This is a genomic window from Ramlibacter agri, assembly GCF_012927085.1.
Classification (GTDB): Bacteria; Pseudomonadota; Gammaproteobacteria; order Burkholderiales; family Burkholderiaceae_C; genus Ramlibacter; species Ramlibacter agri.
Genome location: NZ_JABBFX010000003.1, coordinates 1 through 25262 on the forward strand (window position 1 = coordinate 1; position 25262 = coordinate 25262).

26 protein-coding genes and 1 rRNA gene are annotated in these 25262 nt (G+C 68.0%); 21 read left to right on the forward strand and 6 right to left on the reverse strand.

Annotation, left to right across the window (positions count from 1 at the left end):
* Positions 1 to 180 precede the first annotated feature (180 nt).
* Positions 181 to 293 (forward strand): 5S ribosomal RNA (gene rrf, locus HHL11_RS24535).
* A 65-nt stretch (positions 294 to 358) separates the two neighbouring features.
* On the opposite strand, the gene HHL11_RS24540 is transcribed toward rrf, so the two are convergent.
* Positions 359 to 1276: an MBL fold metallo-hydrolase gene (locus HHL11_RS24540; protein WP_169421247.1), complete on the reverse strand. Its 918-nt coding sequence runs from the start codon at positions 1274 to 1276 to the stop codon at positions 359 to 361.
* Positions 1277 to 1288: 12 nt separating this feature from the next.
* A complete protein-coding gene (locus HHL11_RS24545; RefSeq protein WP_169421248.1) occupies positions 1289 to 2977 on the reverse strand; it encodes an AMP-binding protein in 1689 nt (562 codons plus the stop codon).
* Positions 2978 to 3086: 109 nt separating this feature from the next.
* Between HHL11_RS24545 and HHL11_RS24550 the strand changes: the two genes are divergently transcribed.
* The 3 genes from HHL11_RS24550 to HHL11_RS24560 all read left to right on the forward strand — a co-directional run bounded on the left by HHL11_RS24550 (position 3087) and on the right by HHL11_RS24560 (position 5474).
* A complete protein-coding gene (locus tag HHL11_RS24550; RefSeq protein WP_169421249.1) occupies positions 3087 to 4019 on the forward strand; it encodes an esterase/lipase family protein in 933 nt (310 codons plus the stop codon).
* A gap of 80 nt (positions 4020 to 4099) precedes the next feature.
* The gene (locus HHL11_RS24555; RefSeq protein ID WP_169421250.1) at positions 4100 to 4753 is read left to right on the forward strand and encodes a helix-turn-helix transcriptional regulator; all 654 of its coding nucleotides are present in this window, start codon (positions 4100 to 4102) and stop codon (positions 4751 to 4753) included.
* Between the two features lie 61 nt (positions 4754 to 4814).
* Complete coding sequence (locus HHL11_RS24560) at positions 4815 to 5474, forward strand: Crp/Fnr family transcriptional regulator (protein WP_169421251.1); 660 nt, start codon at positions 4815 to 4817, stop codon at positions 5472 to 5474.
* Positions 5475 to 5480: 6 nt separating this feature from the next.
* Here the strand turns inward: HHL11_RS24560 and HHL11_RS24565 are convergent, their stop codons facing one another.
* On the reverse strand, positions 5481 to 7220 hold the full coding sequence (locus tag HHL11_RS24565) for an adenylate/guanylate cyclase domain-containing protein (protein ID WP_169421252.1): 1740 nt from the start codon (positions 7218 to 7220) through the stop codon (positions 5481 to 5483).
* Positions 7221 to 7408: 188 nt separating this feature from the next.
* Between HHL11_RS24565 and HHL11_RS24570 the strand changes: the two genes are divergently transcribed.
* From HHL11_RS24570 to HHL11_RS24650, 17 genes are all read left to right on the forward strand, one after another.
* Positions 7409 to 8065 (forward strand): GNAT family N-acetyltransferase, encoded by a 657-nt coding sequence (locus tag HHL11_RS24570; RefSeq protein WP_169421253.1) that lies wholly within the window; start codon positions 7409 to 7411, stop codon positions 8063 to 8065.
* A gap of 79 nt (positions 8066 to 8144) precedes the next feature.
* A complete protein-coding gene (locus HHL11_RS24575; protein ID WP_169421254.1) occupies positions 8145 to 9038 on the forward strand; it encodes a transporter associated domain-containing protein in 894 nt (297 codons plus the stop codon).
* Positions 9035 to 10579 (forward strand): apolipoprotein N-acyltransferase, encoded by a 1545-nt coding sequence (gene lnt / locus HHL11_RS24580; protein ID WP_240980428.1) that lies wholly within the window; start codon positions 9035 to 9037, stop codon positions 10577 to 10579. The genes HHL11_RS24575 and lnt overlap by 4 nt, the downstream gene beginning before the upstream one ends.
* A 90-nt stretch (positions 10580 to 10669) precedes the next feature.
* Positions 10670 to 11575, forward strand: a complete 906-nt coding sequence (glyQ, locus tag HHL11_RS24585; RefSeq protein WP_169421255.1) for a glycine--tRNA ligase subunit alpha — start codon at positions 10670 to 10672, stop codon at positions 11573 to 11575.
* A 3-nt stretch (positions 11576 to 11578) separates the two neighbouring features.
* A complete protein-coding gene (gene glyS / locus HHL11_RS24590) occupies positions 11579 to 13684 on the forward strand; it encodes a glycine--tRNA ligase subunit beta (protein WP_169421256.1) in 2106 nt (701 codons plus the stop codon).
* Positions 13681 to 14280: a D-glycero-beta-D-manno-heptose 1,7-bisphosphate 7-phosphatase gene (gmhB, locus tag HHL11_RS24595; protein WP_169421257.1), complete on the forward strand. Its 600-nt coding sequence runs from the start codon at positions 13681 to 13683 to the stop codon at positions 14278 to 14280. The genes glyS and gmhB overlap by 4 nt, the downstream gene beginning before the upstream one ends.
* Entirely contained in the window at positions 14277 to 15050 is a 774-nt protein-coding gene (locus tag HHL11_RS24600) for a lysophospholipid acyltransferase family protein (protein WP_169421258.1), read from the forward strand. Before gmhB ends, HHL11_RS24600 begins: the two co-directional genes overlap by 4 nt.
* A 41-nt stretch (positions 15051 to 15091) precedes the next feature.
* Positions 15092 to 15988: a M48 family metallopeptidase gene (locus HHL11_RS24605; protein ID WP_169421259.1), complete on the forward strand. Its 897-nt coding sequence runs from the start codon at positions 15092 to 15094 to the stop codon at positions 15986 to 15988.
* A 42-nt stretch (positions 15989 to 16030) separates the two neighbouring features.
* On the forward strand, positions 16031 to 16444 hold the full coding sequence (locus tag HHL11_RS24610) for a MerR family transcriptional regulator (RefSeq protein ID WP_169421260.1): 414 nt from the start codon (positions 16031 to 16033) through the stop codon (positions 16442 to 16444).
* Between the two features lie 35 nt (positions 16445 to 16479).
* Positions 16480 to 16938, forward strand: a complete 459-nt coding sequence (locus HHL11_RS24615) for a PaaI family thioesterase (RefSeq protein WP_169421261.1) — start codon at positions 16480 to 16482, stop codon at positions 16936 to 16938.
* Positions 16939 to 16955: 17 nt separating this feature from the next.
* A complete protein-coding gene (locus HHL11_RS24620; protein WP_169421262.1) occupies positions 16956 to 18134 on the forward strand; it encodes an isovaleryl-CoA dehydrogenase in 1179 nt (392 codons plus the stop codon).
* Positions 18135 to 18161: 27 nt separating this feature from the next.
* Positions 18162 to 18815 (forward strand): carbonate dehydratase, encoded by a 654-nt coding sequence (gene can, locus HHL11_RS24625; protein ID WP_169421263.1) that lies wholly within the window; start codon positions 18162 to 18164, stop codon positions 18813 to 18815.
* Between the two features lie 26 nt (positions 18816 to 18841).
* Positions 18842 to 19633, forward strand: coding sequence for an alpha/beta hydrolase (locus tag HHL11_RS24630; protein ID WP_169421264.1), 792 nt, complete (start codon positions 18842 to 18844; stop codon positions 19631 to 19633).
* Between the two features lie 36 nt (positions 19634 to 19669).
* A complete protein-coding gene (locus HHL11_RS24635; RefSeq protein ID WP_169421265.1) occupies positions 19670 to 20851 on the forward strand; it encodes an acetyl-CoA C-acyltransferase in 1182 nt (393 codons plus the stop codon).
* The gene (locus tag HHL11_RS24640) at positions 20848 to 21513 is read left to right on the forward strand and encodes an SDR family oxidoreductase (protein WP_169421266.1); all 666 of its coding nucleotides are present in this window, start codon (positions 20848 to 20850) and stop codon (positions 21511 to 21513) included. The genes HHL11_RS24635 and HHL11_RS24640 overlap by 4 nt, the downstream gene beginning before the upstream one ends.
* A 49-nt stretch (positions 21514 to 21562) precedes the next feature.
* Positions 21563 to 22816, forward strand: a complete 1254-nt coding sequence (locus HHL11_RS24645; RefSeq protein WP_169421267.1) for a glutamate carboxypeptidase — start codon at positions 21563 to 21565, stop codon at positions 22814 to 22816.
* Between the two features lie 13 nt (positions 22817 to 22829).
* Entirely contained in the window at positions 22830 to 23960 is a 1131-nt protein-coding gene (locus tag HHL11_RS24650) for an acyl-CoA dehydrogenase family protein (protein ID WP_169421268.1), read from the forward strand.
* Here HHL11_RS24650 and HHL11_RS24655 read toward each other — a convergent pair whose 3' ends face one another.
* From HHL11_RS24655 to HHL11_RS24665, 3 genes are read right to left on the reverse strand one after another with little or no spacing between them, the layout of a single operon-like run.
* Entirely contained in the window at positions 23961 to 24368 is a 408-nt protein-coding gene (locus tag HHL11_RS24655) for a response regulator transcription factor (protein ID WP_169421269.1), read from the reverse strand.
* Between the two features lie 7 nt (positions 24369 to 24375).
* Positions 24376 to 24771, reverse strand: a complete 396-nt coding sequence (locus HHL11_RS24660) for a hypothetical protein (RefSeq protein ID WP_169421270.1) — start codon at positions 24769 to 24771, stop codon at positions 24376 to 24378.
* A 57-nt stretch (positions 24772 to 24828) separates the two neighbouring features.
* Positions 24829 to 25230, reverse strand: a complete 402-nt coding sequence (locus tag HHL11_RS24665) for a YybH family protein (protein ID WP_169421271.1) — start codon at positions 25228 to 25230, stop codon at positions 24829 to 24831.
* Between the last annotated feature and the right edge of the window lie 32 nt (positions 25231 to 25262).

A 25262-nucleotide genomic window follows, 5' to 3' on the forward strand; every position in this document is an offset into this window, starting at 1 on the left:
AATGCGTTAAGCTAACCAGTACTAATTGCTCGTGCGGCTTGACCCTATAACTTTGATCAGACGATCAAGGTGTTGTGCCAGGGTTGAACGCAATCAAAATCCCACAGCTGTAAAGCTGCTGCTGATAAGACTCTATGAATTGGCTGCCTTGCTCCAAAAGCAAGGTGGCAACAAGTTATGCCTGATGACCATAGCGAGGTGGTCCCACTCCTTCCCATCCCGAACAGGACAGTGAAACGCCTCTGCGCCGATGATAGTGCGGATTCCCGTGTGAAAGTAGGACATCGTCAGGCTGTTATAGCGAGAAAGGCCCGTCAGTAATGACGGGCCTTTTCTTTTGCGCGCGCGGAAATCGCACTTAGCGATTCGCGATGTACTCGCCTTCGCGCAAGGCGACGCCGGATCGCTCGAGATCGGAAACGAGCGCATCAAACCAGGCTTCCGCGGACATCGACGAGAACCAGCGCGCCCGAACCATCCCGAAATAGCGCGTTGCGAGCGCCCACTGCAGCAGCTCGGCGCGTGGCACGCTCTGCAATTCCAGCAACTTGAACTTCAGCAGCACTTTGGCGCCGTGCGAGGCATGCCGCTCGGGTTGCGCCAGGTAGGCTGCAAGCCGGCTGCGTGCGCGGCCCAGCGCCAACCCGACGTCCGAGAACACGCTGCCATGCCCAGGCACCACAACGGCCGGTTGCAGGGCCTCGATCAGGTCCAGCGTCGCCGCGACTGCATCGAACGCATGCTCGCCCTCCAGTTCGGGGAACACCACGCCGAATCCGCTTTCCCAGAGTGCGTCGGCCGACAGCAGGGTGCGCGAGCAGGGCTCGAACAGCACAAGTGAATGCGGGTCATGCCCTGGAGCCGCGTGGACTTGCCACAGGTGGTCACCCAGCTGCAATTCGGAGCCGGGCCGCAGCATGTCCGTGAAGCTGAACCGCTCGCACGACTGCCCGGTGGTCGCATAGCTGAGAGCCACCGTGTCCCATCGGCTCACAGCGCCGGCTTGCGTCGCGGGAACCCAGGTCCGGAGCTCGGGGAACCCCGTCTGCAAATCCGCATTGCCGCCGCAGTGGTCGCTGTGCAGGTGAGTGTTCACCAGGACGTCGAGATTCCTCCCTTGAAGCGCATCGCGCACCAAAGCCAGTGTTTGCTGCGAATGCGTCGCATAGCCGCTGTCGACCAGCGCTGTGCCGCGATCGCCAAGGAACAGGATGTTGTTCGACGACAGCCAGCCACGCTCGAAAACACGCATCCCATGCAACAGCGGCGCGGACATCGAGCGTTTCCCTCAGGCCGACGCCCGCAGCTCACGCCGCAGGACCTTGCCAACATTGCTCTTGGGCAGCTCGTCGCGGAACTCGATGTACTTCGGCAGCTTGTAGCCGGTCAGGTGCTGCCGGCAATGGCTTGCCACACTCTCCTCGGAAAGCGTGGGATCGTTCTTGACGACGAACACCTTGATCGCTTCGCCCTGCTTCTCGTCGGCCACGCCAACGGCAGCGCACTCTACGACGCCCGGACAGGTGGAGATGACGTTCTCGAGCTCGGTCGGATAGACGTTGAAGCCACTCACCAGGATCATGTCCTTCTTGCGATCGACGATGCGGGTACGGCCGCCGTCGTCCATGATGCCGACATCGCCGGTGCGCAGAAAGCCGTCGGCGGTGAAGGCCCTGGCATTTTCCTCCGGCTGGCAGTAGTAGCCGGCCATCACGTTGGGTCCACGAATGCAGATCTCGCCCGCTTGGCCGACGGCCAGCGAGCGTCCCGCATCGTCCTTGATCGCGATCTCGATTCCGGGCAGCGGCAGCCCGATCGTGCCGGAGAAATCGGCGCTGTCGACCGGGTTGTTCGTGCCGATCGCGCACGTCTCGCTCATGCCCCAGCCCTCCACCATCACGCAGCCCGTGGCCAGCCGCCATTGCCGTGCCGTTCCCGGAGTGGCTGCCATGCCGCCCGCCTGGGATACCGCAAGCTGCGAGAAATCGATGCTGCGGAATTGCGGATGCTGGAGCAACGCATTGAACAGCGTGTTCACCGCCGGCAGGATATGGAACGGCCGCCTCTTCAACACTTCGACGAACCGCCCGACGTCGCGCGGGTTGGGGACCAGCGTCATGTGCGCTCCCCAGCGCATGGCAAGCAGGCAAAGGCCCAGCGCGAACACGTGGTACAGGGGAAGAGCCGCCACGACGTTGGCGCGGCTGACGTCACCAACGCGCTTCAGCGCCGGCGTGAACCAAGCTTCGGCCTGCAGGATCGCGGACACGATGTTGCCGTGCGTCAGCACCGCGCCTTTCGAGACTCCGGTCGTCCCGCCGGTGTACTGCAGGAAGGCCACCGATTCCAGCGTCTGTGCCGAAGGCTTCAGCTGCAGGCGCCCGCCCTCGTGCAACGCCGCGGCAAGCGGCGTCAGCGTGCGCCCATCCTCCAACGGCAACCGGAAGGCCGGCACCATTTTCGCCAAGTGCCGGACCGCAAACGTCATCCAATGGCCGTACAGGCCGCCCAGCAGGTCGCCCATGCCCGTGAGCACCACGTGGCGGACCGGCGTGCGGCCGATCACTTCCGACAGCGTCTTGCCGAAGTTCTCGAGGAGGATGATCGCCGACGCGCCCGAATCCTTCAGCTGGTGCTCCAGCTCGCGCGGGGTGTACAGGGGATTGACGTTGACACATGTGTAGCCCGCTCGCAGCACGGCCGCCATCGCCACCGGGAACTGCGGGATGTTCGGCAGCATGATGGCCACGCGCGCACCCGGCTCGAGCCCGCGCGACTGCAGCCAGGCACCCAGCGCTCGCGACCACTCATCCAGCTCCCGATAGGTCATCCACCTTTCGAAACACACGCTCACGGGCCGCGCCGCATGCTTGCGAAACGACTCCTCCAGCAAATGTGTAAGTGACGTGTACTGTCGCGGCTCCACGTCGTGCGGGACACCGGGAGGGTAGTTCTTCAGCCAGGGCTTGTGCTCCATGCCCGACATTGTGGAAAGCGGAGCGCGCGGCGCCAGCGGACTTGTCCTAGGGCGCCAGCAGCGTCGTCCCACAGGTGACAAGTGGCAGGCATCAGGGATACTGCGCCGCATGCCGCGCAGCTCCGAACTCGCACGACTTTCCCGCGCCACCGGCGCGCTGCAACTGGCAGTCCTGATTGGCTGGCTCCTCTGGTGGGCGCCGCGTTCGACGGTGACAGCAGTGGCCGGTGCACTGGTCCTGCTGGCCATCGGTCCGGTGACGCTTGCAGTCGAATTCGTCCTGCTGGTGCTCGTGCAGCGCGGCGACCCCGGCATTCCCAAGCCGACCCTGCGCGAACTGGCACGGTCCTGGGCCGGCGAAACGCGCGAGATGTACCGCGTCTTCTACTGGCGCCAGCCGCTGCGATGGCGCGACCCGCCGGACCTGCTGCCCCAGGACGCGCAAGGTCGACAAGGCGTAGTCTTCATCCACGGCTTCGTCTGCAACCGGGGCTTCTGGGCGCCGTGGCTTCGGCGACTGCGCGCGCGCGGCCAGCCCTGCATCGCGATCAACCTGGAGCCGGTCTTCGCGCCGATCGGCGACTACACGCCGCTGGTGGAGGACGCGGTGCGGCGCATCACGGCCTGCACCGGCCGGCCGCCCATCCTCGTCTGCCACAGCATGGGCGGCATCGTCGCTCGTTCGTGGCTGCGCGACATGCGCGCGGGCGAGCGCATCGCGCGCCTGGTCACCTTGTGCAGTCCGCACCATGGTACCTGGCTGGGACGCTTCAGCCGCCGGCCGAACGGGCTCCAGATGCGGCTGCAAAGCACGTGGCTGCGGCAACTGGAGGCGGACGAAGCGGCGCTGCCGCAGCCGCCGCGGACCTGCTGGTACACCAACTGCGACAACATCGTCTTCCCGGCTTCCACGGCGTCGCTCCCGGGCGCGGACAACCGGCTGGTTCGCGGCTTTGCCCATGTGCAGATGGCCTTCACTCCCGCCGTGATGGACGCGGTTCTGGATGCGCTTAGCGCAGGCGACCCCGTGCCGTCCAGGTGAATCTTTCACAAACACCCCGGGGAAATTGCCTCGCAGCCCATGCGTCGGCTTCCTAAGCTTGTCACAAACGGGGGGAAAACATGAACGAATTCGCTGATGCAAGCAGCGAGGCCGGACTCGGCCATCCGCTCCAGGGCGCGGAAGTCGGCGGCGCGTTGACGCTGCTGGTCGACGAACTGGCGCATGGCGTCGTCGTCTCCTCGGCCGAAGGCCGCGTCCTCCATGCCAACCAGGCTGCGCGGCACGAGCTCTCCAGGCGCGACGTGCTCGCCGTTCACCAGGGCCACCTGCAGGCCCACGACCCCAAGCAATCCCGGCTGCTGCTCCAGGCCCTGGCCAAGGGCGGCACCGGACTGCGCAGCATGATCGCGCTGCGCAATCCATCGGGCTGGTCTCTCAGCGTGGCTGTCGTTCCCCTGCGTGCCGAGTCGTCCGCGCAGGGCGCCATGCTGGGCCTGTTCCTGTCCCGCAGCGCCGTGTGCGACTCGCTCATGCTGTGCTTCTTCGCGCGTACCCACGGCCTCACGAACAGCGAGGAGCAGGTGCTGGCCATCCTGTGCCAGGGCTTTTCCGCCCCGGAGGTCGCCGCGCAGCTGCATGTCGCTGTCTCCACCGTCCGCAGCCACGTGCGCAGCATGTGCGCCAAGACCCACTCCAACGGCGTGAGGGCGCTGGTGGGGCTGGTCGCCGTGCTGCCGCCGCTCGGGAGCTCGCTGCACCATCCCGTGCACTAGGCGCCGGCCCTCTTGGGCGGCGCAGCGCGCCATGCTAGAGTGAATTCACAGGGGGGACGCCATGAACGTGTCCAGGAACGCCGCCGACCAGGAGCGGCTCATCTCCAATCTGGAGCCATCCATCGGCCGGCTGGCTGCCCGCGGCATCCTGCGCAGTTACCGCAAGAACACGATCATCCTCAACGAAGGCGAACCGGGCGACTCGCTCTTCGTCCTCCTGCAAGGCCAGGTCAAGGTCTACGCCACCGACGAAAACGGCCGCGAAATCACCTTTGGCTTCATCGTCGCCGGCGACTATTTCGGCGAGATGTCCCTCGATGGCGGCCCGCGCTCGGCCTCCGTCATGTCCATCGAGCCGGTGCTGTGCGCGCTGGTGCCGCGCCAGGCCGTGCAGCAGCACCTGGACGACGAACCGGGCTTCGCGATCAAGCTGGTGACGCAAGTGATCCGGCGCGCGCGCAACGCCACCGAGACGGCGCGGCAGATGGCGCTGCTGGACGTCTACGGGCGCGTGATCCACACGCTCGAAAGCCAGCAGGGCCCCGCTGGCCTGCAGTCGCCGGTGGAGCTGACGCAGATCACCCACCAGCAGATCGCCAGCCGCGTCGGCGCCTCGCGTGAAATGGTCAGCCGCCTGCTGAAGGATCTCGAAAAGGGCGGCTACGTGGAACTGGGCGTGAAGCGCATCACGCTCAAGAAGAAGCTTCCGGCTCGCTGGTAGGCCGCGTCAGCCGGGCGGCGCGCCCACCTGTGCCAGGTACTCCGAGACACGGCGCAACACCGTGTCGCAAGCCGGGCAATCGGCCTGCATGCGAGCCAGCGTGAAATCGGGGCGGACACGCAGCAGCCGCTGCAGGCTGGCCTTCGCGCCGGCATGCTGGCCCGCAGCCGCTTGCGCCGCCACCAACTGGACGTGCGCCGCCGCGAATTCCGGTTGGCGCGCCACTGCGCTTTCCGACAGCAGCAGCGCCTGCGGGAGGTCTCCCGCCACCAGCGCCGCCAGGCCCGCGACCTGCTCGTACCAGTAGCGCAAGGGCGCGAGCATGCACAACGCCAGCGCCCGCTGCGCGGTGCGGTGCGCGGCAGCGCCCTCGTCGCGAAAGGCGTGCAGCTCCGCCTGCAACAGCAGTCCCAGGGAGTCGTCGGCGCGGGCGCGCAGCACCTGCGCGTAACGGGTGGCCGCGCCATCGGGGTCCCGCAGCAGCCGCAGTTTCACCTGCCCGTCCATGCACAGGGCCAGCGGCGCGTATCCGTCGGCCTGGAGGGCGGCGGTGGCATGCGAGCGCGCCATTGCCGTGTGCTCCTGTGCGTCTTCCGCCAATCCCAGCCGCAGTTGCAGCAGGTGCCAATGGGACAACCAGGCATGGGCCGCGGGCTGGCGCGGGTTCCGCTCCACCAGTTCCTCCAGCATGGCCCGCGACCGCTCCAGGTCCGCGGATGCCAGGCAATGCATCGCGGCGAGCCCCGCGAACAGCAGCGTGGGACTGGAAAGCGAAGGGAAGGGCTGGCCCTGCGCGCGTTCCGCCTCGCGTGCCATCACGCCGGAAGCGACGCCCGCCACGAGGCCGCGCAGCAGCGCCGTGTCGTCCGAGAACAGGTCCGCCGTGCGGCCCTTGAAGCTGTGCGCCCACACGATGTGTGAGTTCGCGATGTCGCCGAGTTCCGCGAACACCGCCACCGCTTCGCCGGCACGTCGCACATGGCCGCGCAACAGGAAGCTCGCCCGCTCCAGCGGGAACGCCGCGGTGGTCAGCCGGGACACCACCTGCAGTTCCGGCACGCGCGTGAGCCCGGCCACCGCTTCGTCCGCGATTGCCTCGCCCAGGCCTTCGCCGTCCGGCGCGCCTGCGAAGGGCAGCACGGCCACGGTGGCGCGGGTGAGCAGGCGTCCCGCCGCGGAGGCGGCCGGCAGCACCGGCGCACGGCCGGCGCGGCCAACACGATAGGCGCGCACCGGCTGCCGCACGTGCTTCAGGTGGCAGATTCCCAGGTCTTCCAGCAGGACGGCGGGGTGGTCCTGTAGCCGTTCGCGCAAGGCAGCCGAGATCACAATCTCGCCCGGGCCGGCCAGCGTCGCGATGCGGGCCGTGAGATTGACGTCGGTGCCGTAGATGTCGTGTTCGTCGGAAACGAATTCGGCGATGTGCGCCCCGATGCGCAGGTGCACGTGGCGCTCCGCAGCCAGGCCCTGGTTGCCTTCGTTGAACCAGGACTGCATCGCGAGCGTCGCGCGCACGCAGCCGGCGGGGTCGCCGAACTCGATCATCAAGCCGTCGCCCAGGCTCTTGTGCAAGCGCCCGGACTCGCCAGGCAGGTGCTGCTTCACGAACTCGACGAAGCCGTGCCAGCGCTGGATGAACTCCTGTTCGTCGAGTTCCATCAGCCGCACCGACTCCACCACGTCGGCCACGGCGATGACCTTGGTGTGGCGTGCGAAATCCGTGGCATCGACCCAGGAGAAGGACATGACGGTTGCGGCAGCAAGCCTGCCCGTCATTTTGAAACAAGCTGCGACAAATGTGCCAAGCTGGCGGCTGCCTCACCCATTGGGACACTATCGCGCAACGCTACGCACCTGTGAGCTTGTCCGCGCAGGCGACGCATTTCCGCCGCAGCGGTCTTGTTGTGCTACGGGTTAACCCTTATATATCGAACATGGCCGAACCGAAACACAAACCCCGTTCCGGGCGGATCGTGCCGATCCGCGCCCTGGGCGCCGGCCACCGGGAGCGCATCGCCCAGCACCTGCTGGATCTCGAGCCGGACGACCGCTACCTCCGTTTCGGCTACGCCGCGACCGATGAACAGATCCGCCGCTACGTCGACGGCCTCGACTTCGAGCGCGACGAGGTGTTCGGCATCTTCAACCGCAAGCTGGAACTGATCGCGATTGCCCACCTCGCCTTCATTCCCGACCCGGACGGCGCGCCGGGCGCGGAGTTCGGCGTCTCCGTGGCGAAGAAGGCCCGCGGCCGCGGTTACGGTGCTCGCCTGTTCGACCGCGCCGTCATGAACGCGCGCAACGAAGGCGTGGAGCTCATGTTCATCCACGCGCTGTCCGAGAACACGGCGATGATCAAGATTGCGCGCAATGCCGGCGCCACGATCGAGCGCGCCGGCAGCGAGACCGAGGCCTATCTGCGCTTGCCTCCCGCCACCCTGGACAGCCGGGTGACCGAGATGCTGGAAGCGCGCATCGCCGAAACCGACTACGGCCTGAAGAAACAGGCGCGCAAGTTCCTGCAGTTCCTGTCCAACCTGCAGGAAATCCGCGCCGGCGCGATCGGCGCGCGCGGCAAATCGGGCCGCTGAGCGCCCATGCGGGCACGGAAGAGGCAGCAACGCGGCCAATCCGCTATGCTATGTGTCCCTCCACTCCCGCCTGACGGCCGTGTCAGACCCTCACCCTACGCGGCCTGCGCACGACAAGCAGGACAAGCAGGACAAGCGCACCTTCCTGCAAAAGGTCGCCGAGTTCATCCACCCGGGCCCGGACTCCACCGAGGAACTGATCGAAACGCTGGCGGACGCCGAGGACAACGAGGTCATCGGCCCGGAGTCGCGCGTCATGCTCGAAGGCGTGATCCGGATGGCCGAGCTCACCGCCGGCGACGTCATGGTGGCAGCGCCGCGGATGGACCTGGTGGACATCGATGCGCCTTACGAGGACATCCTCAACCTCGTCATCCATACGGCGCATTCGCGCTTCCCGGTCTACGAGCGCGACCGCGAGAACATCATCGGCATCCTGATGGCCAAGGACCTGCTGAAGCTGCAGCGGTCGCCGGGTTTCAATCCGCGCCAACTGCTGCGGCCGGCGTCTTTCGTGCCGGAGAGCAAGGGCCTCAACGACCTGTTGCGGGAATTCCGCGGCAACCGCAACCACCTGGCCATCGTCATCGATGAATTCGGCCGCGTGGCGGGCCTCATCACCATCGAGGACGTGCTGGAGCAGATCGTCGGCGAGATCGAGGACGAGTTCGACATCGTCACCGACGAGGGCGACATCTTCGGCCTGGCCGATCGCACGTTCCGTGTGAGCGGAGACACCTCCATCGACCGCGTCAACGAGGCCTTCAACGTCAGCATCGTGCCCACCGACGGCGAGCGCGCGTTCGACACCATCGGCGGCCTGATCGCCCACGAGATGGGCCACGTGCCCAAGCGCGGGGAAGCCCTGGACCTCGCCGGACTGCGCTTCGTCGTGCTGCACACCAAGGGCGGCGCCGTGCGCTGGTTCAAGGTGAGCCCGGCCGAGCCAGCCACTGGCGGCAAGCCGGCTTGATCCGCCGCCTGGCCAGTTCCGCCTTCCTGGGGCTCGCCTTGCTGGCTGGCCTCGCCCAGGCCTTTTCCATCGCCTCGCCCTGGAACGGGCAGCCGCAGTGGTGGCTGCAACTGCTTTCGCTCGCCGTGCTGGCCGGCCTCGTGCAGCGCCAGGCGACGCCTTGGCGCGCGGCGTTCGCCGGCTGGCTGTTCGCCATCGCCTGGCTGGCCGGCACCTTCTGGTGGCTGTTCATCTCCATGCACGTGTACGGCGGGCTGCCGTCCGTGCTGGCCGCCTTGGCGGTGCTCGCGCTGGCGGCTTTCCTCGGACTTTATTACGCCGCGACCTGTGGCGTGACGCGCTGGCTGGCGCCGTCCGGCGGCTGGCGCGCCACGGTGGTGTTTGCCGCCTGCTGGCTGGGCGCCGCGCTGATGCGCGCCACCTGGTTCACCGGTTTCCCATGGGGCGAGGGCGGCTACGCGCACGTGGACGGGCCGCTGGCCTTCCTGGCGCCGTGGATCGGCGTGCATGGCATCACGGCCATCGCGGCAGGGCTCGCCGCATTGCTGTCGCTACTGGTGCGCGGCGAGGCTCGCGCCTCCTTGCGGCATTGGGTTGCCGTCGCCGTGGCCGCCGGCCTGCTGGCGGCCTGTAACGTGATCGCTCCGCGCATGGCCGCGCCGGCGCCAGACACGCCCGCGCTGCGCGTCGCCCTGCTGCAGGGGAACATCCCGCAGGACGAAAAATTCGAGACCGGCACCGGCGTGCCGCTGGCCCTGGGCTGGTACGCGGAAGCGGTGGCTTCGGCGCCGGCGCAACTGGTAGTCACGCCGGAAACGGCTGTTCCACTGTTGCCGGAGCAGCTGCCGGACGGCTACCTGGACCAGCTGAAGGCCAGCCTGGCCGCCAACGGCCGCGCGGCGCTGGTCGGCATCCCGCTCGGCAACTTCGAGCAGGGCTACACCAACTCGGTGATCGGGCTGAAGCCGGGCGTTCCGGAGGCGGAGCGTTACCGCTACGACAAGCACCACCTGGTGCCCTTCGGCGAGTTCATCCCGCCTTTCTTCAAGTGGTTCACGCGGATGATGAACATCCCGCTGGGCGACTTCAACCGCGGCGAGGTCGGGCAGCCCTCGTTCGAGTGGCAAGGCGAGCGGCTCGCGCCCAACATCTGCTACGAAGACTTGTTCGGAGAGGAGCTCGGCGCGCGCTTCCGCGACGAGGCGCACTCGCCCACCATCTTCGTCAACGCCAGCAACATCGGCTGGTTCGGCAACACCATCGCCATCGACCAGCACCTGCAGATCAGCCGGATGCGGGCGCTGGAATTCGCCCGGCCGATGATCCGGGCCACCAACACGGGCGCCACGGTCATCATCGACAGCGCCGGCAACGTGACCCACGCCTTGCCGCGCCACACCCGCGGGGTGCTGCTGGGCGAGGTCCATGGCGGCCGCGCGCTGACGCCCTACGCCTGGTGGATCGCCCGCCTCGGCCTGTGGCCCTTGTGGGCGCTGGCGCTCGGCATCCCAGCGCTGGCCTGGGCCCTGCGCCGGCGCTGACGCGCGCCCTACAATCGACGGTTCCGCGGGCCGCCGGTCCGCGCCCGACAGCCTGAATCCGGGACCCGGCCACGCGCCGACCCGCAGCCTATGCTCACATTCCAGCAACTCATCCTGAAGCTGCAGTCGTACTGGGACGCCCAGGGCTGCGCGCTGCTGCAGCCGTACGACATGGAAGTCGGCGCGGGCACCTCGCACACCGCCACCTTCCTGCGCGCCATCGGCCCCGAGCCCTGGAAGGCCGCCTACGTGCAGCCCAGCCGCCGGCCCAAGGACGGCCGCTATGGCCAGAACCCGAACCGCATGCAGCACTACTACCAGTACCAGGTGGTGCTCAAGCCGGCGCCGGCCAACATCCTGGAGCTGTACCTCGGTTCGCTGGAAGCCGTCGGCTTCGACCTGAAGAAGAACGACATCCGCTTCGTCGAGGACGACTGGGAGAACCCGACGCTCGGCGCCTGGGGCCTGGGCTGGGAGGTCTGGCTCAATGGCATGGAAGTCACGCAGTTCACCTACTTCCAGCAGGTGGGCGGCATCGAGTGCAAGCCGATCACCGGCGAGATCACCTACGGCCTGGAGCGCCTGGCCATGTACCTGCAGGGCGTGGACAATGTCTACGACCTGAAGTGGACCGAAGGCTTGACCTATGGCGACGTCTACCACCAGAACGAGGTGGAGCAGTCGACCTACAACTTCGAGCACGCCGACGTCGACTTCCTGTTCACGGCCTTCACCGCGTACGAGAAGCAGGCGAAGAACCTGATGGAGCAGCAGCTGGCGCTGCCCGCCTACGAGCAGGTGCTGAAGGCGGCGCACACCTTCAACCTGCTGGACGCACGCGGCGCGATCAGCGTGACCGAACGCGCGGCCTACATCGGCCGCATCCGCAACCTCGCGCGCACCGTCGCGCAAAGCTACTACGACAGCCGCGAGCGCCTGGGCTTCCCCATGGCGCCGCGCGAGTGGGTGGCCGAAATGCAGAAGAAGGCGGCCTGAGCGATGGCGAGCAAGAACCTCCTGGTCGAACTGTTTGTCGAGGAACTCCCGCCCAAGGCGCTGAAGAAGCTGGGCGAGTCCTTCGCTGTAGTGCTGCTGGAGCAGCTGAAGGCGCAAGGCCTGGCTTCCGGCGACTCCAAGCTGACTTCCTTCGCTTCGCCGCGCCGCCTGGCCGCGCACATCACCATCGTCGCGGGCCAGGCACCCGACAAGGCGGTGTCGCAGAAGCTGATGCCGGTGAGCGTGGGCCTGGATGCCAGCGGCAACGCCAGCCCGGCGCTGCTGAAGAAGCTGCAGGCGCTGGGCGCCGACGCGTCCGCCGTCCCCGGCCTGAAGAAGCAGATGGACGGCAAGGCCGAAGCGCTGTTCTACGACAGCAACGTCAAGGGCGCGACCCTGGCCGAAGGCCTGCAGAAGGCGCTGGCCGAGAGCATCGCCAGGCTACCCATTCCCAAGGTCATGACCTACCAGCTGCAGGACGGCTGGACCGACGTCAAGTTCGTGCGCCCGGCGCACGCGCTCGTCGCGCTGCACGGCAGCGAGGTGGTTCCGCTGCAGGCGCTGGGCCTGCACGCCGGCCGCCTCACGCAGGGCCACCGCTTCGAAGCCGCCAAGCCTTCGGTCAGCATCGCCGATGCCGACAGTTACGCGGCGACGCTGGAACGGGACGGCGCCGTCATCGCCAGCTTCGAAGCCCGCCGCGCCGACATCGTGCGCCAGCTGCAGGAAGCCGCGGCGCGTGTCGGCGGCGGCGTGCAGCCGATAGCCGACGAAGCGCTGCTGGACGAAGTGACCGCGCTGGTCGAGCGTCCCAACGTGCTGGTGTGCCAGTTCGAGGAGCAGTTCCTGCAGGTGCCGCAGGAATGCCTGATCCTCACGATGAAGGCCAACCAGAAGTACTTCCCGCTGCTGGACGCCAAAGGCAAGCTGACGAACAAGTTCCTGGTGGTGAGCAACATCCGCCCGCAGGATCCGTCCGCCGTCGTCGGCGGCAACGAGCGCGTTGTGCGCCCGCGCCTGGCAGACGCCAAGTTCTTCTTCGACCAGGACCGCAAGAAGACGCTGGAGTCGCGCGTCCCCGGCCTGGCGAAGGTCGTGTACCACAACAAGCTGGGCACGCAGGGCGAGCGCATCGACCGCGTGCGCGCCATCGCCAAGGTGATCGGCGCGCAACTGGGCAGCGACCAGCTCGCGCATCAAGCGGATGTCGCGGCCAAGCTGGCCAAGGCCGACCTGCTGACCGACATGGTGGGCGAGTTCCCCGAGCTGCAGGGCATCATGGGCGGCTACTACGCCCGCCACGACCAGTTGGGCGACGACGTCGCGATCGCCATCGAGGACCACTACCGTCCGCGCTTCGCCGGCGACGAATTGCCGCGCAACCAGCTGGGCGTCGTCGTGGCGCTGGCCGACAAGCTGGAGACGCTGGCGGGCCTGTTCGCCATCGGCCAGCTGCCCACCGGCGACAAGGACCCGTTCGCGCTGCGCCGCCATGCCCTGGGCATCGTGCGCATGCTGATGGAAAAGGACCTGCCGCTGAACCTGGGCGACCTGGTCACCGAGGCGCTGGGCCTGTTCCCGCAGGCGACGCCGGAGACCGCGGAGCAGCTGGCCAACTTCATCTACGAGCGCCTGGCCGGCATGCTGCGCGAGCAGGGCTACAGCGCGCAGGAAGTGGACGCCGTGCTGGCGTTGCGTCCGCAGCGCCTGGGCGACGTCGCCAAGCGCCTGGCGGCGGTGCGTGCTTTCGCTGCGCTGCCGGAAGCGCCGGCACTGGCGGCTGCCAACAAGCGCATCGGCAACATCCTGAAGAAGGCCGAAAAGGCCGACGCGCATGTCAGCGACAAGCTGTTGCAGGAAGACGCCGAGAAGGCGCTCTACGCCGCCACGCAGCAGATCGCGCCGCAGGCCCGCAGCCAGTTCGAAGCCGGCGACTATACGGCCTCGCTGCAGACGCTGGCTGCGCTGCGTGGCCCGGTGGACGCCTTCTTCGACGGCGTGATGGTGAACGCGGAGCAGACCGACCTGCGCTTGAACCGTCTCGGCCTGCTTGCTACCCTGCACGAGGCGATGAACCGCGTCGCCGATTTGTCCAGGCTCGCGTCATGAAGCTCGTCATCCTCGATCGCGACGGCACCATCAACGTCGACAGCGACGAGTACATCAAGACGCCCGAGGAGTGGGTGCCGATCCCCGGCGCGCTGGAGGCGATCGCGCGCCTGAACCACGCGGGCTGGCACGTGGCGATCGCGTCCAACCAGTCCGGCCTCGGCCGCGGCCTGTTCGACGTGGCTTCGCTCAATGCCATCCACGGCAAGATGCACAAGATGCTGGCCGTGCTCGGCGGCCGCGTCGATGCCGTCTTCTACTGCCCGCACAGCCCCGACGAGGGCTGCCAGTGCCGCAAGCCGCTGCCCGGCCTGTTCGAGCAGATCGGCGAGCGCTTCGGCGTCGACCTGAAAACGGTGCCCGTCGTGGGCGATACGGCGCGCGACCTGGTCGCCGGCGCCACCGTCGGCTGCCAGCCGCACCTGGTGCTCACCGGCAAGGCCGAAGCGCTGCGTGACAAGCCGCTGCCGTCCGGCGTGTATCCGGACAACACCATGGCGCACAAGGACCTCGCCGCCTTCGCCGACTGGCTGATCGCGCGCGCACCGGCGCCGCGCCCGGTGGTCGGCGCCGCACCGGAGGACGTGGCGCGATGAGCTTCCTGCGCTCCTTCATCCACGCCTTGTGGATGCTGGTGACCGTGATCCCCTGGGCGATCATCATGATCGTGGCTTCGCCCTTCCGCAGCGGCGTGGCCATGTACGGCATGGCGCAGACGTGGCTGGGCTGGGCGATCCATGGCTTGCGCGTCATCTGCGGCGTGCGCTGGCGCGTGCAGGGCATGGAGAACCTGCCGCAAGGCGAGACCAGCCCCGCCATCCTGCTGGTGAAGCACCAGTCGACGATGGAAACCTTCCTGATGCCGCTGCTGATGCCGCATCCGCTGGCCTACGTGTTCAAGAAGGAACTGCTGTCGGTGCCCTTCTTCGGCTGGGCGATGGGCAAGCTGGACATGATCCACATCGACCGCAGCCTGCGCACGCAGGCCTTCAACAAGGTCGTGGAGCAGGGCAAGCGGCTGCTGGCGCAAGGGATCTGGGTGATCATGTTCCCGGAGGGCACGCGCATTCCGCGCGGCCAGGCCGGCCAGTACAAGTCCGGAGGCACACGGCTCGCGGTGGCCACCGGCGCGCCGGTGATCCCCGTGGCCGTGGCGTCCGGCCGCTGCTGGCCGCGCAAGTCCTTCGTCAAGTATCCGGGCGTCGTCGAGGTTTCCATCGGCAAGCCGATCCCGAGCGAAGGCCGCAGCGCGGACGAACTGATGCGCGAAGTGGAAGCCTGGATCGAAGGCGAGATGCGCCGGCTGGATCCGGAAGCCTACGCGCACGAGAAAAATAACCCGGTGGCGTCCTCGGCCCAGGTTTGAGCGGCTGGCGCGCGCTGCCGCGCCCCGTAAAATCGCGGCCCATGCAATCGCCGTTTCAGCTCATTCTCGACCTGTTCGACGAGCCGAAACCGAAGCAGCCGCCCCCGCCGCGCCCGGCGCCTCCCGTTCCCGTCTACACCGGCCCGCCGGCGGAGCCGCTGGCAAGCGTGCTCACGCCGGAGGCCTTCCGCCACCCCGACGCCAACCGCGAAGCGCTGCTCGGCGAGGTGCTGGTGGCCTACGAATTCCGGCGCGTCAAGCGCAAGACCATCGGCTTCGTCGTCGGCCCCGAAGGCCTGGTGGTGAGCGCCCCGCGCTGGGTGCCGCTCGGTGAAGTCGACCTGGCGGTGAAGAACAAGGCGCGCTGGATCGTCACCAAGCTCGAGGCCGCGCGCGAGCGCCTGGCCAGGCTGGAAGCCGCCCGCATCGAATGGAAGGACGGCGCCAGCCTGCCCTTCCTGGGCGAGCCACTGATCGTCGTGCTCGATCCGCGCCAGGACGCCGGCGGCCTGCTGAAGACCGACAACACCACGCTGCCTGGCGTGGCCCGCCGCACGCTGCACATCGGGCTGCCGCAAAGCGCGCAGCCCTCGCAGATCCGCGACGCGGTGCAGGCCTGGCTGATGCGGCAGGCGAAGAAGCTGTTCGCCGAACGCCTGGACCACTACGCGCCGCAGCTGGGCGTGCAATGGCGCAAGCTCACCCTCACCAGCGCCGGCACGCTGTGGGGCACCGCCCACAGCGACGGCGCGATCCGCCTCAACTGGCGCCTGATCCACTTCGGCCTGCCGGTGATCGACTACGTGGTCGCCCACGAACTGAGCCACCTGCGGGTCATGGACCACAGCCCGCGCTTCTGGGAGACCGTGAAGTCGGTCGTCCCCAATTACTCCGAACTGCGCGGCAAGCTGAAGGACGAGGCGCTGCCGGCCTGGTGACATTGACGTTGACGTAAACGTCAGATGTAATCGGCGCCAACCATGGCCGCCAACCTCCAGACCGTTACCTACAGCATCAGCGACCTCGCGCGCGAGTTCGACCTCACCACGCGCGCCATCCGCTTCTACGAGGACATGGGCCTGCTGCAGCCGGAACGGTCCGGCCCGGGCGGGCGCAACCGCGTCTACAGCCCGCGCGACCGCACCCGGCTGAAGCTGACCCTGCGCGCCAAGCGCCTCGGCCTCTCCCTGACGGAGGCCAAGGACATCATCGACATGTACGACAGCCCGCGCGACACCGGTCCGCAGCTGCGTAAGTTCCTCACCGTGCTGGCCGCGCACCGCCAGCAGCTGGAGGAACAGATGGCCGAGCTCCAGGCCAACCTGGACGAAGTCCGGACCCACGAAAGGGAGGCCAAGGCCCTGCTGGCCAAGGCGGACAAGGCCAAGGCATAATTGACGTTTACGTAAACGTCAATCCCGGAGGCCCCATGGATGCCAGCCGCTTCGAGCCCGCCGACGCTGCCTTTGCCCAGCGGGTGCGCGCCAGCTTCGACCGCCAGGCCGCCATGGCGACCATCGGCGCTTCGCTGGCGCTGGTCGAACCCGGGAAGGTCTTCATCGAGCTGCCCTACGACCCGAAGCTGGCCCAGCAGCACGGCTTCCTGCACGCCGGCATGGTTGCCACCGCGCTCGACTCGGCCTGCGGCTATGCCGGCTTCAGCCTGATGGCGGCGGACGCCGCCGTGCTCACCATCGAATTCAAGATCAACCTGCTGGCGCCCGCCGAGGGCGAGCGTTTCCGCATGGAAGGCCTGGTGCTGAAGCCCGGGCGCACGATCACCGTCACCGAAGGCCGCGCCTATGCGATCGCGGCCGGACGCGAGAAACTGGTCGCGACGATGGGGGCCACGCTGATGGCCGTCACCGGCCGCGGCATCCAGCACTGAACCCAAGGAGACCCGACATGCAAATCCACGGCCTGAACTTCGGCCTCGGCGAGGACCTCGAGGCGCTGCGCGACGCGGTGCATGCCTTTGCCCAGAGCGAGATCGCCCCGCGTGCCGCGGAAATCGACCGCAGCGACCAGTTCCCCATGGACCTGTGGCGCAAGATGGGCGAGCTGGGCGTGCTGGGCATCACCGTGCCGGAGGAATACGGCGGCGCCAACATGGGCTACGTTGCGCACATGCTGGCGATGGAGGAGATCTCGCGCGCGTCCGCCTCGGTGGGCCTGTCGTACGGCGCACACAGCAACCTGTGCGTCAACCAGATCAAGCGCAACGGCAGCGAAGCGCAGAAGAAGAAGTACCTGCCGAAGCTGATTTCCGGCGAGCACGTAGGCGCGCTCGCGATGAGCGAGCCCGGTGCCGGCAGCGACGTCATCTCGATGAAGCTGCGCGCCGAGGACAAGGGCGGCTACTACGTGCTGAACGGCAGCAAGTTCTGGATCACCAACGGCCCCGACGCCGACACGCTGGTGGTCTACGCCAAGACCGAGCCCGAGCTGGGCGCTCGCGGCGTCACCGCCTTCCTGATCGAGAAGGACATGAAGGGCTTCTCCATCGCGCAGAAGCTCGACAAGCTGGGCATGCGCGGCAGCCACACCGGCGAGCTGGTGTTCCAGAACGTCGAAGTGCCGGCGGAGAACGTGCTCGGTTCGCTGAACGGCGGCGCGAAGGTGCTGATGAGCGGCCTCGACTACGAGCGCGCGGTGCTCGCGGCCGGCCCCATCGGCATCATGCAGTCGGTGATGGACAACGTGATCCCGTACGTCCACGACCGCAAGCAGTTCGGCCAGAGCATCGGCGAGTTCCAGCTGATCCAGGGCAAGATGGCCGACATGTACACGGTGCTGCAGGCGGCGCGCGCCTTCTGCTACACGGTGGGCAAGAACCTGGACATGCTGGGCACCGAGCACGTGCGCCAGGTGCGCAAGGACTGCGCTTCCGTCATCCTCTACTGCGCCGAGAAGGCCACCTGGATGGCCGGCGAGGGCATCCAGATCTACGGCGGCAACGGCTACATCAACGAATTCCCGCTGGGCCGCCTGTGGCGCGACGCCAAGCTCTACGAGATCGGCGCCGGCACCAGCGAGATCCGCCGCATGCTGATCGGGCGCGAGCTGTTCGCCGAGACGATGTGATGGCCGCGCACGCGCGACAATAGCTCCATGCCCACCATCAACGACCTCTTCGCCCACAACCGCGCCTGGGCTGCGGAAATGGAGCGGACGCGCCCCGGCTTCTTCACGAGCCTGGTGAAGCAGCAGAAACCCAAGTTCATGTGGATCGGCTGTTCCGACAGCCGCGTGCCCGCGAATCAGATCACCGGCCTCGACCCCGGCGAGGTATTCGTGCACCGGAACGTCGCCAACGTCATCGTGCACTCGGACCTCAACGCGCTGTCCACCGTGCAGTTCGCGGTGGACATGCTGAAGGTGGAGCACATCATGATCGTCGGCCACTACGGCTGCGGCGGCGTGCTCGCGGCCTTGAACAACACGCGCGTCGGCCTTGTCGACAACTGGATCCGCCACATCCAGGACGTGCGCGACCGCCATCGCCAGATCCTGGAGAACATCGCGCCGGAGCAGCGCGGCGACGCGCTGGTGGACCTGAACGTGATCGAGCAGGTGGTGAACCTGTCCGTCAGCACCGTGATGATGGACGCCTGGGCCAAGGGCCAGAAGGTCACCGTCCACGGCTGGGCCTTCGGCGTCAACGACGGCCTGCTGCAGGACCTGCACATGACGGTGGCCGACACCGACCAGATCGAGCCGGCCTACCGCGCCGCCATCGAAGGCGTGATCGCCGCGCGCAAGTAGCCGCCGGCACGCAGCGAGGTGGCGCAATGAAGGCCTGGATTGCAACCTTGCTGCTGGCCGCCTGCGGAATGGCGGCGGCCCAGGAGCAGCGCGCCGTGGACTTGCCCACGCGGCCAGGCGTCACCGAGCGCATTGGCGTGCTCGCGCCGGCGGCTCCCAAGGCCGTCGTCGTGTTGATGTCCGGCGGCGAAGGCCGGATCGACGTCGCCGACGACGGCCGGCCGCGTCGCGCGGGCAACTTCCTGATCCGCTCGCGCGAGCGCTTCGCCGCGCAAGGGCTCGCCGTGCTGATGCTGGACACGCCCAGCGACAGGAGCAACCGGCCGTTCCTGGGCGGCGGCTTTCGCGAGAGCGCGGAGCACGCAGCCGACATGGGCGCAGCGATCGCCTGGGCGCGCGACACCTACAAGCTGCCGGTTTGGATGGTCGGGACGAGCCGCGGCACGGAATCGACAGCGCAGGCCGCGACCCGGCTCACGGGCGCACAGGCGCCGGACGGGATCGTTCTGACCTCCAGCATCCTCGCGCAGCCGCGGTTCGCCAATGAGACGGGCCAACCGGTGACCGCCATGGACCTCGCGCGCATCCACATGCCGGTGCTGGTGGTCCACCACGAACAGGATCCCTGCGGCGCCTGTCCGCCCGACGAATTGCCCGCATTGATGGCGAAATTCCCCGCCGGACTCGCCGAACTGAAGACGTATTCCGGCGGCATCTCGCAAGGCCCCGCCTGCGAAGCCTTCTCGCACCACGGCTACAACGGCATCGAGGACCGAGTGGTCGCGGACATCGCGGCCTGGCTGCTGGCGCACCACTGAACATCCATCGTCATCGAACTCTGAAGGAGAACCCACATGGCTGAATCCATCGTCATCGTCGGCGCAGCGCGCACCCCCATGGGCGGCTTCCAGGGCGACTTCGCTTCGCTCGCGGCCCACGACCTGGGCGGCGCGGCGATCCGTGCCGCCGTCGAACGTGCCGGCGTTTCCGCCGACGCCGTCGGCGAAGTGCTGTTCGGCAACTGCCTGATGGCGGGCCAGGGCCAGGCGCCGGCGCGCCAAGCCTTGTTCAAGGCCGGCCTGCCCAAGAGCACGGGCGCCGTCACGCTGTCCAAGATGTGCGGCTCCGGCATGAAGGCCGCCATGCTGGCGCATGACATGCTGCTGGCCGGCAGCCACGAGATCGTGGTGGCCGGCGGCATGGAGAGCATGACCAACGCGCCCTACCTGCTGCTCAAGGGCCGCGGCGGCTACCGCATGGGCCACGACAAGGTGTACGACCACATGATGCTGGACGGCCTGGAGGATGCCTACCAGCCGGGCCGCTCCATGGGCACCTTCGGCGAAGACTGCGCGGCCAAGTACCAGTTCACGCGCGAGCAGCAGGACGCCTTCGCCACCGCCTCCGTGCAGCGCGCCAAGAAGGCCACCGAGACCGGCGCCTTCGCCGCCGAGATCACGCCGGTGACGGTGAAGGACCGCGCCGGTGAGCGCGTCATCAGCATCGACGAAGGCCCCGGCAAGGTGAAGCTGGACAAGATCCCGCAATTGAAGCCCGCGTTCAAGAAAGACGGCACGATCACCGCCGCCTCTTCGTCCTCCATCAACGACGGTGCCGCGGCGCTGGTGCTGATGACCGAGAGCACGGCGAAGCGCCTGGGCCTGAAGCCGCTGGCGCGCATCGTCGGCCACACGACGCATGCGCAGGAGCCGGAATGGTTCTCCACCGCGCCGGTCGGCGCCACGCAGAAGCTGCTGGCCAAGACCGGCTGGAAGGTCAGCGACGTCGACCTGTGGGAAGTGAACGAGGCCTTTGCCGTCGTGCCGATGGCGCTGATGGCGGAACTCGATGTGAAACACGACATCGTCAACGTCAACGGCGGCGCCTGCGCGCTGGGCCACCCGATCGGCGCTTCCGGCGCCCGCATCATGGTGACCCTGCTGCATGCGCTGAAGGCGCGCGGCGGCAAGCGCGGCATCGCCACGCTGTGCATCGGAGGCGGCGAAGGCACGGCGGTGGCGCTGGAACTGGTGTGAACGTCCTCGTCATCGGCGCCTCGCGCGGCATCGGCCACGAGTTCGTGCGCCAGTACCTCGCCGACGGCGATCGCGTGATCGCCACCGCCCGCGACGCCACCGCCTTGCAGGAACTGGAGTCGCTGGGCGCGAAGCCGCTGAAGCTGGACGTGGCCGACCTGGCCAGCATCAGCGGCCTCGGCTGGCAGCTCGATGGCGAGAAGCTGGACCTGGCGCTCTACGTCGCCGGCGTGTACACGCAGGGCGGCGCCAGGGAGCCGCCGGCGCAGGCGGAGTTCGACCGCGCCATGCGCACCAACGTGCTGGGCGCCATGCAGGCGATCCCGCAGGTGGCGCCGCTGGTGGAAGACGCGGGCGGCAAGTTCGTGTTCGTTACCAGCCAGATGGGCCGAATCGCCGACGTGGACAACAGCCATGGCTGGGTGTACCGCGTGAGCAAGGCGGCGTTGAACATGGCCGTGGTCGCCGCGCAGCCCGATTACCCGAAGGCGACGCTGGCGGTCATCAACCCGGGCTGGGTGCAGACCGACATGGGCGGCGCCGGCGCGCCCTTGACAGTGCGGGACAGCGTGGCCGCCATGCGGCGCACCATCGCCGGCATGAAGGACGCCGATCGCGGCGCATTCCTCAATCACGACGGCCAGCGCTTCGAGAGCTGGTGACGCGCGGCCTCTGGCAAGATCGATCTGTTTCCCCCCACTGGAGTTTTTCTTGAAGTTGTTCCCGCCCGCGGCCCGTCTCGCCGCCGTGTCCGCCGCCGTCCTCGCCTGCAGCCTGCCCGCCGCGGCGCAACAGCGTGACGATGCCCTGTTGCAGGCCGCCAGCGCGGAGCAGGCCGCTGTGGTCCGCACGCTGGAAAGCCTGGTGAACATCGAGACCGGCACCGGCAACCCCGAAGGCATCGCCGCCATGGACAACCTGCTGGAGCAGCGCCTGCAGGCGCTGGGCGGCAAGGTCGTGCGGCACAAGGCGGTGGCCAACGTGGTGGGCGACAACGTGCAAGCCACCTTCACGGGCCGCGGCGGCAAGCGCATCCTGCTGATCGCGCATATGGACACCGTCTACGTCAAGGGCACGCTGGCCAAGGCGCCCTTCCGCGTGGAGGGCAATCGCGCCTACGGCCCCGGCATCGCCGACGACAAGAGCGGCGTGGCCGTCATCCTGCACACGCTGGCGCTGCTGAAGGCGCGCAACTTCCAGGACTTCGGGCAGATCACCGTGCTGTTCAACACGGACGAGGAGCGCGGCTCCTTCGGCTCGCGCGAGCTGATCCAGAAGGTGGCCGGCGAGCACGACTTCGTGCTGTCTTTCGAGCCCACCGGAGCCGACCACGAGAACCTCACGCTGGGCACTTCCGGCATCGTCTACTACAAGGTCGGCGTCAAGGGCCTGGCCGCGCACGCCGGCGCCAACCCCGAGGCCGGCGTCAATGCCGCCGTGGAAGCCTCGGACATCGTGCTGCGCACCATGGACCTGGACGACAGGAGCCGCGAGCTGCGCTTCAATTGGACGGTCGTGAAGGCGGGCCAGGTGTCCAACATCATCCCGGACGACGCCTACCTGGAAGCCAACATCCGCTACGGCCGCAAGGAAGACCTCGACGGCCTGCTGAAGACGCTGGAAGACCGCATCGAACACAAGAAGCGCGTCCCCAAGGCGGAAAACAAGATCACCGTGGATTACGGCCGTCCCGCCTTCAACGCCGATGCGGACGGCAAGCGCATGATCGAGAAGGCCGTCGCGATCTACCGCGAAACCGGCGCCGAACTCAAGGTCTCGCAGCGTGGCGGCGGCGGCACCGACGCCGCCTATGCCGCGTTGTCCGGCAAGCCGGTCATCGAGAGCCTGGGCCTGCCCGGCTTCGGCTACCACAGCAACCAGGCCGAATACGTGATGGTCGACGCCATCCCGCGCCGCCTGTACCTCGCCAGCCGCCTGGTGATGGACCTGGCGCAAGGCCGCTAAAGCGAGACCGACGATGCTGCTGACGCCCGACCAGGAAATGATCCGTGATGCGGTGCGCGATTTCGCGCAGCGCGAACTCTGGCCGCACGCCGCGCGCTGGGACCGCGAGCACCACTTTCCGCGCGAAGCCCACCAGGGCCTCGCGGCGTTGGGCGCCTACGGCATCTGCGTGCCCGAGGAGTTCGGCGGCGCCGGGCTCGACTACCTGAGCCTGGCGCTGGTGCTGGAGGAGATCGCCGCCGGCGACGGTGGCACCAGCACCGCGATCAGCGTCACCAACTGCCCGGTGAACGCCATCCTCATGCGCTATGGGAGTGCGGCGCAGAAGCAGCAGTGGCTGACGAAGCTGGCGCAGGGCGAACTGCTCGGCGTGTTCTGCCTGACCGAGCCGCACGTGGGCAGCGACGCCGCGGCGCTGCGCACGACGGCCACGCGCGACGGTGACGGCTACGTGCTGAACGGCGTCAAGCAGTTCATCACCAGCGGCAAGAACGGCCAGCTGGCCGTCGTCATCGCGGTCACCGACAAGGGCGCCGGCAAGCGCGGCATGAGCGCCTTCCTGGTGCCCACCGACACCCCGGGCTACGTGGTCGCGCGGCTGGAGGAGAAGACCGGCCAGCACTCCAGCGACACGGCGCAGATCAACTTCGAGAACTGCCGCATTCCCGCCGCCAGCCTGATCGGCGAGGAAGGCGAGGGTTACCGCATCGCGCTGTCCGCGCTGGAAGGCGGCCGCATCGGCATCGCCGCGCAGAGCGTCGGCATGGCGCGCAGCGCCTTCGAAGTGGCGCTGGCGTACGCGAAGGAGCGCGAAAGCTTCGGCACCGCCATCTTCAACCACCAGGCGGTGGGCTTCCGGCTGGCCGATTGCGCGACGCAACTGGAAGCGGCGCGCCAGCTGATCTGGCATGCGGCGAGCCTGCGAGATGCCGGCAAGCCTTGCCTGAAGGAAGCCGCGATGGCCAAGCTGTTCGCCAGCGAGATGGCCGAGCGCGTCTGCAGCGCCGCCATCCAGACCCTGGGAGGCTACGGCTACGTGCAGGACTTCCCGGTGGAGCGCATCTGGCGCGACGTGCGCGTGTGCCAGATCTACGAAGGCACGTCGGACGTGCAGAAGATCCTCATCCAGCGGGCGCTGGCGTAGTCAGCGCATCCGCTCTTCCAGCACCCCGCGGAAGGCGACCAGGTCGCCTTTCTCGATCAGCTGGTAGACGCCCATCCGCGCGCAGTCCTCGCGGATCTCCTTCCACAGGTGCGCGCTGAGCGCCACCACCGTCCCGGGCCGGGGCTGCGCGAACAGCCGCCGGATGACGTCGCGGCTCGCGTCGCCGGGCAGCGTGAGGTCGACGAAGGCCACGTGCCAGCCGCTGCGATCCCACACGGTCCAGTCCACCAGCGCTTCGGCGTTGTCGAAAGCGCCCGCGAGCTGCAGCCCCTCGATCGAGCCGACCACTTCGGTCATGTGCGCGAGCAGGGCCTGCGGATGCGCCAGCAGCAGCACGCGCTGCGGGCCGCCAAGCTTCATGCGAACGGGAGAGGAGGCAAGGGCCATGGGGTGTTTACATCAACTGCTTCTGCACGAATCCGCGAAATGCCTCCAGGTCGTCCCGGGGGAGCAGCTCGCGGATGCCCACCCGGTCGCAGGTCTCGCGCGCGGCCGGGGACACCTCGTCGGCGACGGCGACCACTGTACCTGCATCGCGCCGGCTTGCGACCTGTCGCAGCCATTCCTGCGCCGGGCCGTTCCACAAGGCGAGGTCCACGAAGGCGTAGTGCCAGGGCTGGTGCGTCCAGACCAGCCACTCGAGCAGGTCGGCCGCGGCGCCGAACTGGCCGGCGACGCGCACGCCGGGCACGGCCGCGAGGATGTCGACCCAGGCCTGCCGCAGCTGCGCCGAGCCCGCCACCAGGAGCACCTGGACGGGGCCGCCGGATCGCAGGCGCTGCGTGGCCATGATGAGCCACTATAGGAAGCGCAGCGCGCGAGGACAAGGCGGCTGATCAGCCGCGAGTCAGGTGCGTGGCGGCGCCACCGGCGCGAGCAGGTTGGCGTCGCGCGCCAGCAGCCAGCGGCCGTTCTCCTTGCGCAGCAAGGTCAGAGTGTGGCCGGCGCGTTCGATGGGCGGACCGCCGGCCGGCGTGGCCACCACGCGCAGCCGGGTCCGCACGAAGGCCCAGTCGCCCAGCACCTGCAGCTCCTGGATCTCGCTTTCGCCTTCCATGCGCGGCGCATCGCCGGCCGCCTGGGCGCGCGCGAGCGCGGCGAACTCCGGCTTGTGCATGGGCGGGCGGCCCGGCAGCAGGAACACCACGTCGTCGCTCATCAGGCCGAGCACGGTCTCGACATCGCCCTTCTGGCTGGCTTCGAGCCAGGTGCGCACCAAGGCCCGGATCTGCTGTTCGTCACTGTCCATGCCCGCAGGTTAGGAGCAAGTTAGGATGCAGG

Coding starts and splice junctions, on each gene's coding strand:
- HHL11_RS24565 (WP_169421252.1), bottom strand. CDS start 7,220: ATGTCCTTCTCCTGGGTCGATGCCACGGATTTCGCACGCCACACCAAG.
- HHL11_RS24600 (WP_169421258.1), top strand. CDS start 14,277: ATGAGCTTCCTGCGCTCCTTCATCCACGCCTTGTGGATGCTGGTGACC.
- HHL11_RS24660 (WP_169421270.1), bottom strand. CDS start 24,771: ATGGCCACGCAGCGCCTGCGATCCGGCGGCCCCGTCCAGGTGCTCCTG.
- HHL11_RS24560 (WP_169421251.1), top strand. CDS start 4,815: ATGAACGTGTCCAGGAACGCCGCCGACCAGGAGCGGCTCATCTCCAAT.
- gmhB (WP_169421257.1), top strand. CDS start 13,681: ATGAAGCTCGTCATCCTCGATCGCGACGGCACCATCAACGTCGACAGC.
- HHL11_RS24630 (WP_169421264.1), top strand. CDS start 18,842: ATGAAGGCCTGGATTGCAACCTTGCTGCTGGCCGCCTGCGGAATGGCG.
- HHL11_RS24650 (WP_169421268.1), top strand. CDS start 22,830: ATGCTGCTGACGCCCGACCAGGAAATGATCCGTGATGCGGTGCGCGAT.
- HHL11_RS24615 (WP_169421261.1), top strand. CDS start 16,480: ATGGATGCCAGCCGCTTCGAGCCCGCCGACGCTGCCTTTGCCCAGCGG.
- glyS (WP_169421256.1), top strand. CDS start 11,579: ATGGCGAGCAAGAACCTCCTGGTCGAACTGTTTGTCGAGGAACTCCCG.
- HHL11_RS24550 (WP_169421249.1), top strand. CDS start 3,087: ATGCCGCGCAGCTCCGAACTCGCACGACTTTCCCGCGCCACCGGCGCG.
- HHL11_RS24545 (WP_169421248.1), bottom strand. CDS start 2,977: ATGGAGCACAAGCCCTGGCTGAAGAACTACCCTCCCGGTGTCCCGCAC.
- HHL11_RS24605 (WP_169421259.1), top strand. CDS start 15,092: ATGCAATCGCCGTTTCAGCTCATTCTCGACCTGTTCGACGAGCCGAAA.
- can (WP_169421263.1), top strand. CDS start 18,162: ATGCCCACCATCAACGACCTCTTCGCCCACAACCGCGCCTGGGCTGCG.
- HHL11_RS24610 (WP_169421260.1), top strand. CDS start 16,031: ATGGCCGCCAACCTCCAGACCGTTACCTACAGCATCAGCGACCTCGCG.
- glyQ (WP_169421255.1), top strand. CDS start 10,670: ATGCTCACATTCCAGCAACTCATCCTGAAGCTGCAGTCGTACTGGGAC.
- HHL11_RS24540 (WP_169421247.1), bottom strand. CDS start 1,276: ATGTCCGCGCCGCTGTTGCATGGGATGCGTGTTTTCGAGCGTGGCTGG.
- HHL11_RS24620 (WP_169421262.1), top strand. CDS start 16,956: ATGCAAATCCACGGCCTGAACTTCGGCCTCGGCGAGGACCTCGAGGCG.
- HHL11_RS24655 (WP_169421269.1), bottom strand. CDS start 24,368: ATGGCCCTTGCCTCCTCTCCCGTTCGCATGAAGCTTGGCGGCCCGCAG.
- HHL11_RS24570 (WP_169421253.1), top strand. CDS start 7,409: ATGGCCGAACCGAAACACAAACCCCGTTCCGGGCGGATCGTGCCGATC.
- HHL11_RS24635 (WP_169421265.1), top strand. CDS start 19,670: ATGGCTGAATCCATCGTCATCGTCGGCGCAGCGCGCACCCCCATGGGC.
- HHL11_RS24665 (WP_169421271.1), bottom strand. CDS start 25,230: ATGGACAGTGACGAACAGCAGATCCGGGCCTTGGTGCGCACCTGGCTC.
- HHL11_RS24555 (WP_169421250.1), top strand. CDS start 4,100: ATGAACGAATTCGCTGATGCAAGCAGCGAGGCCGGACTCGGCCATCCG.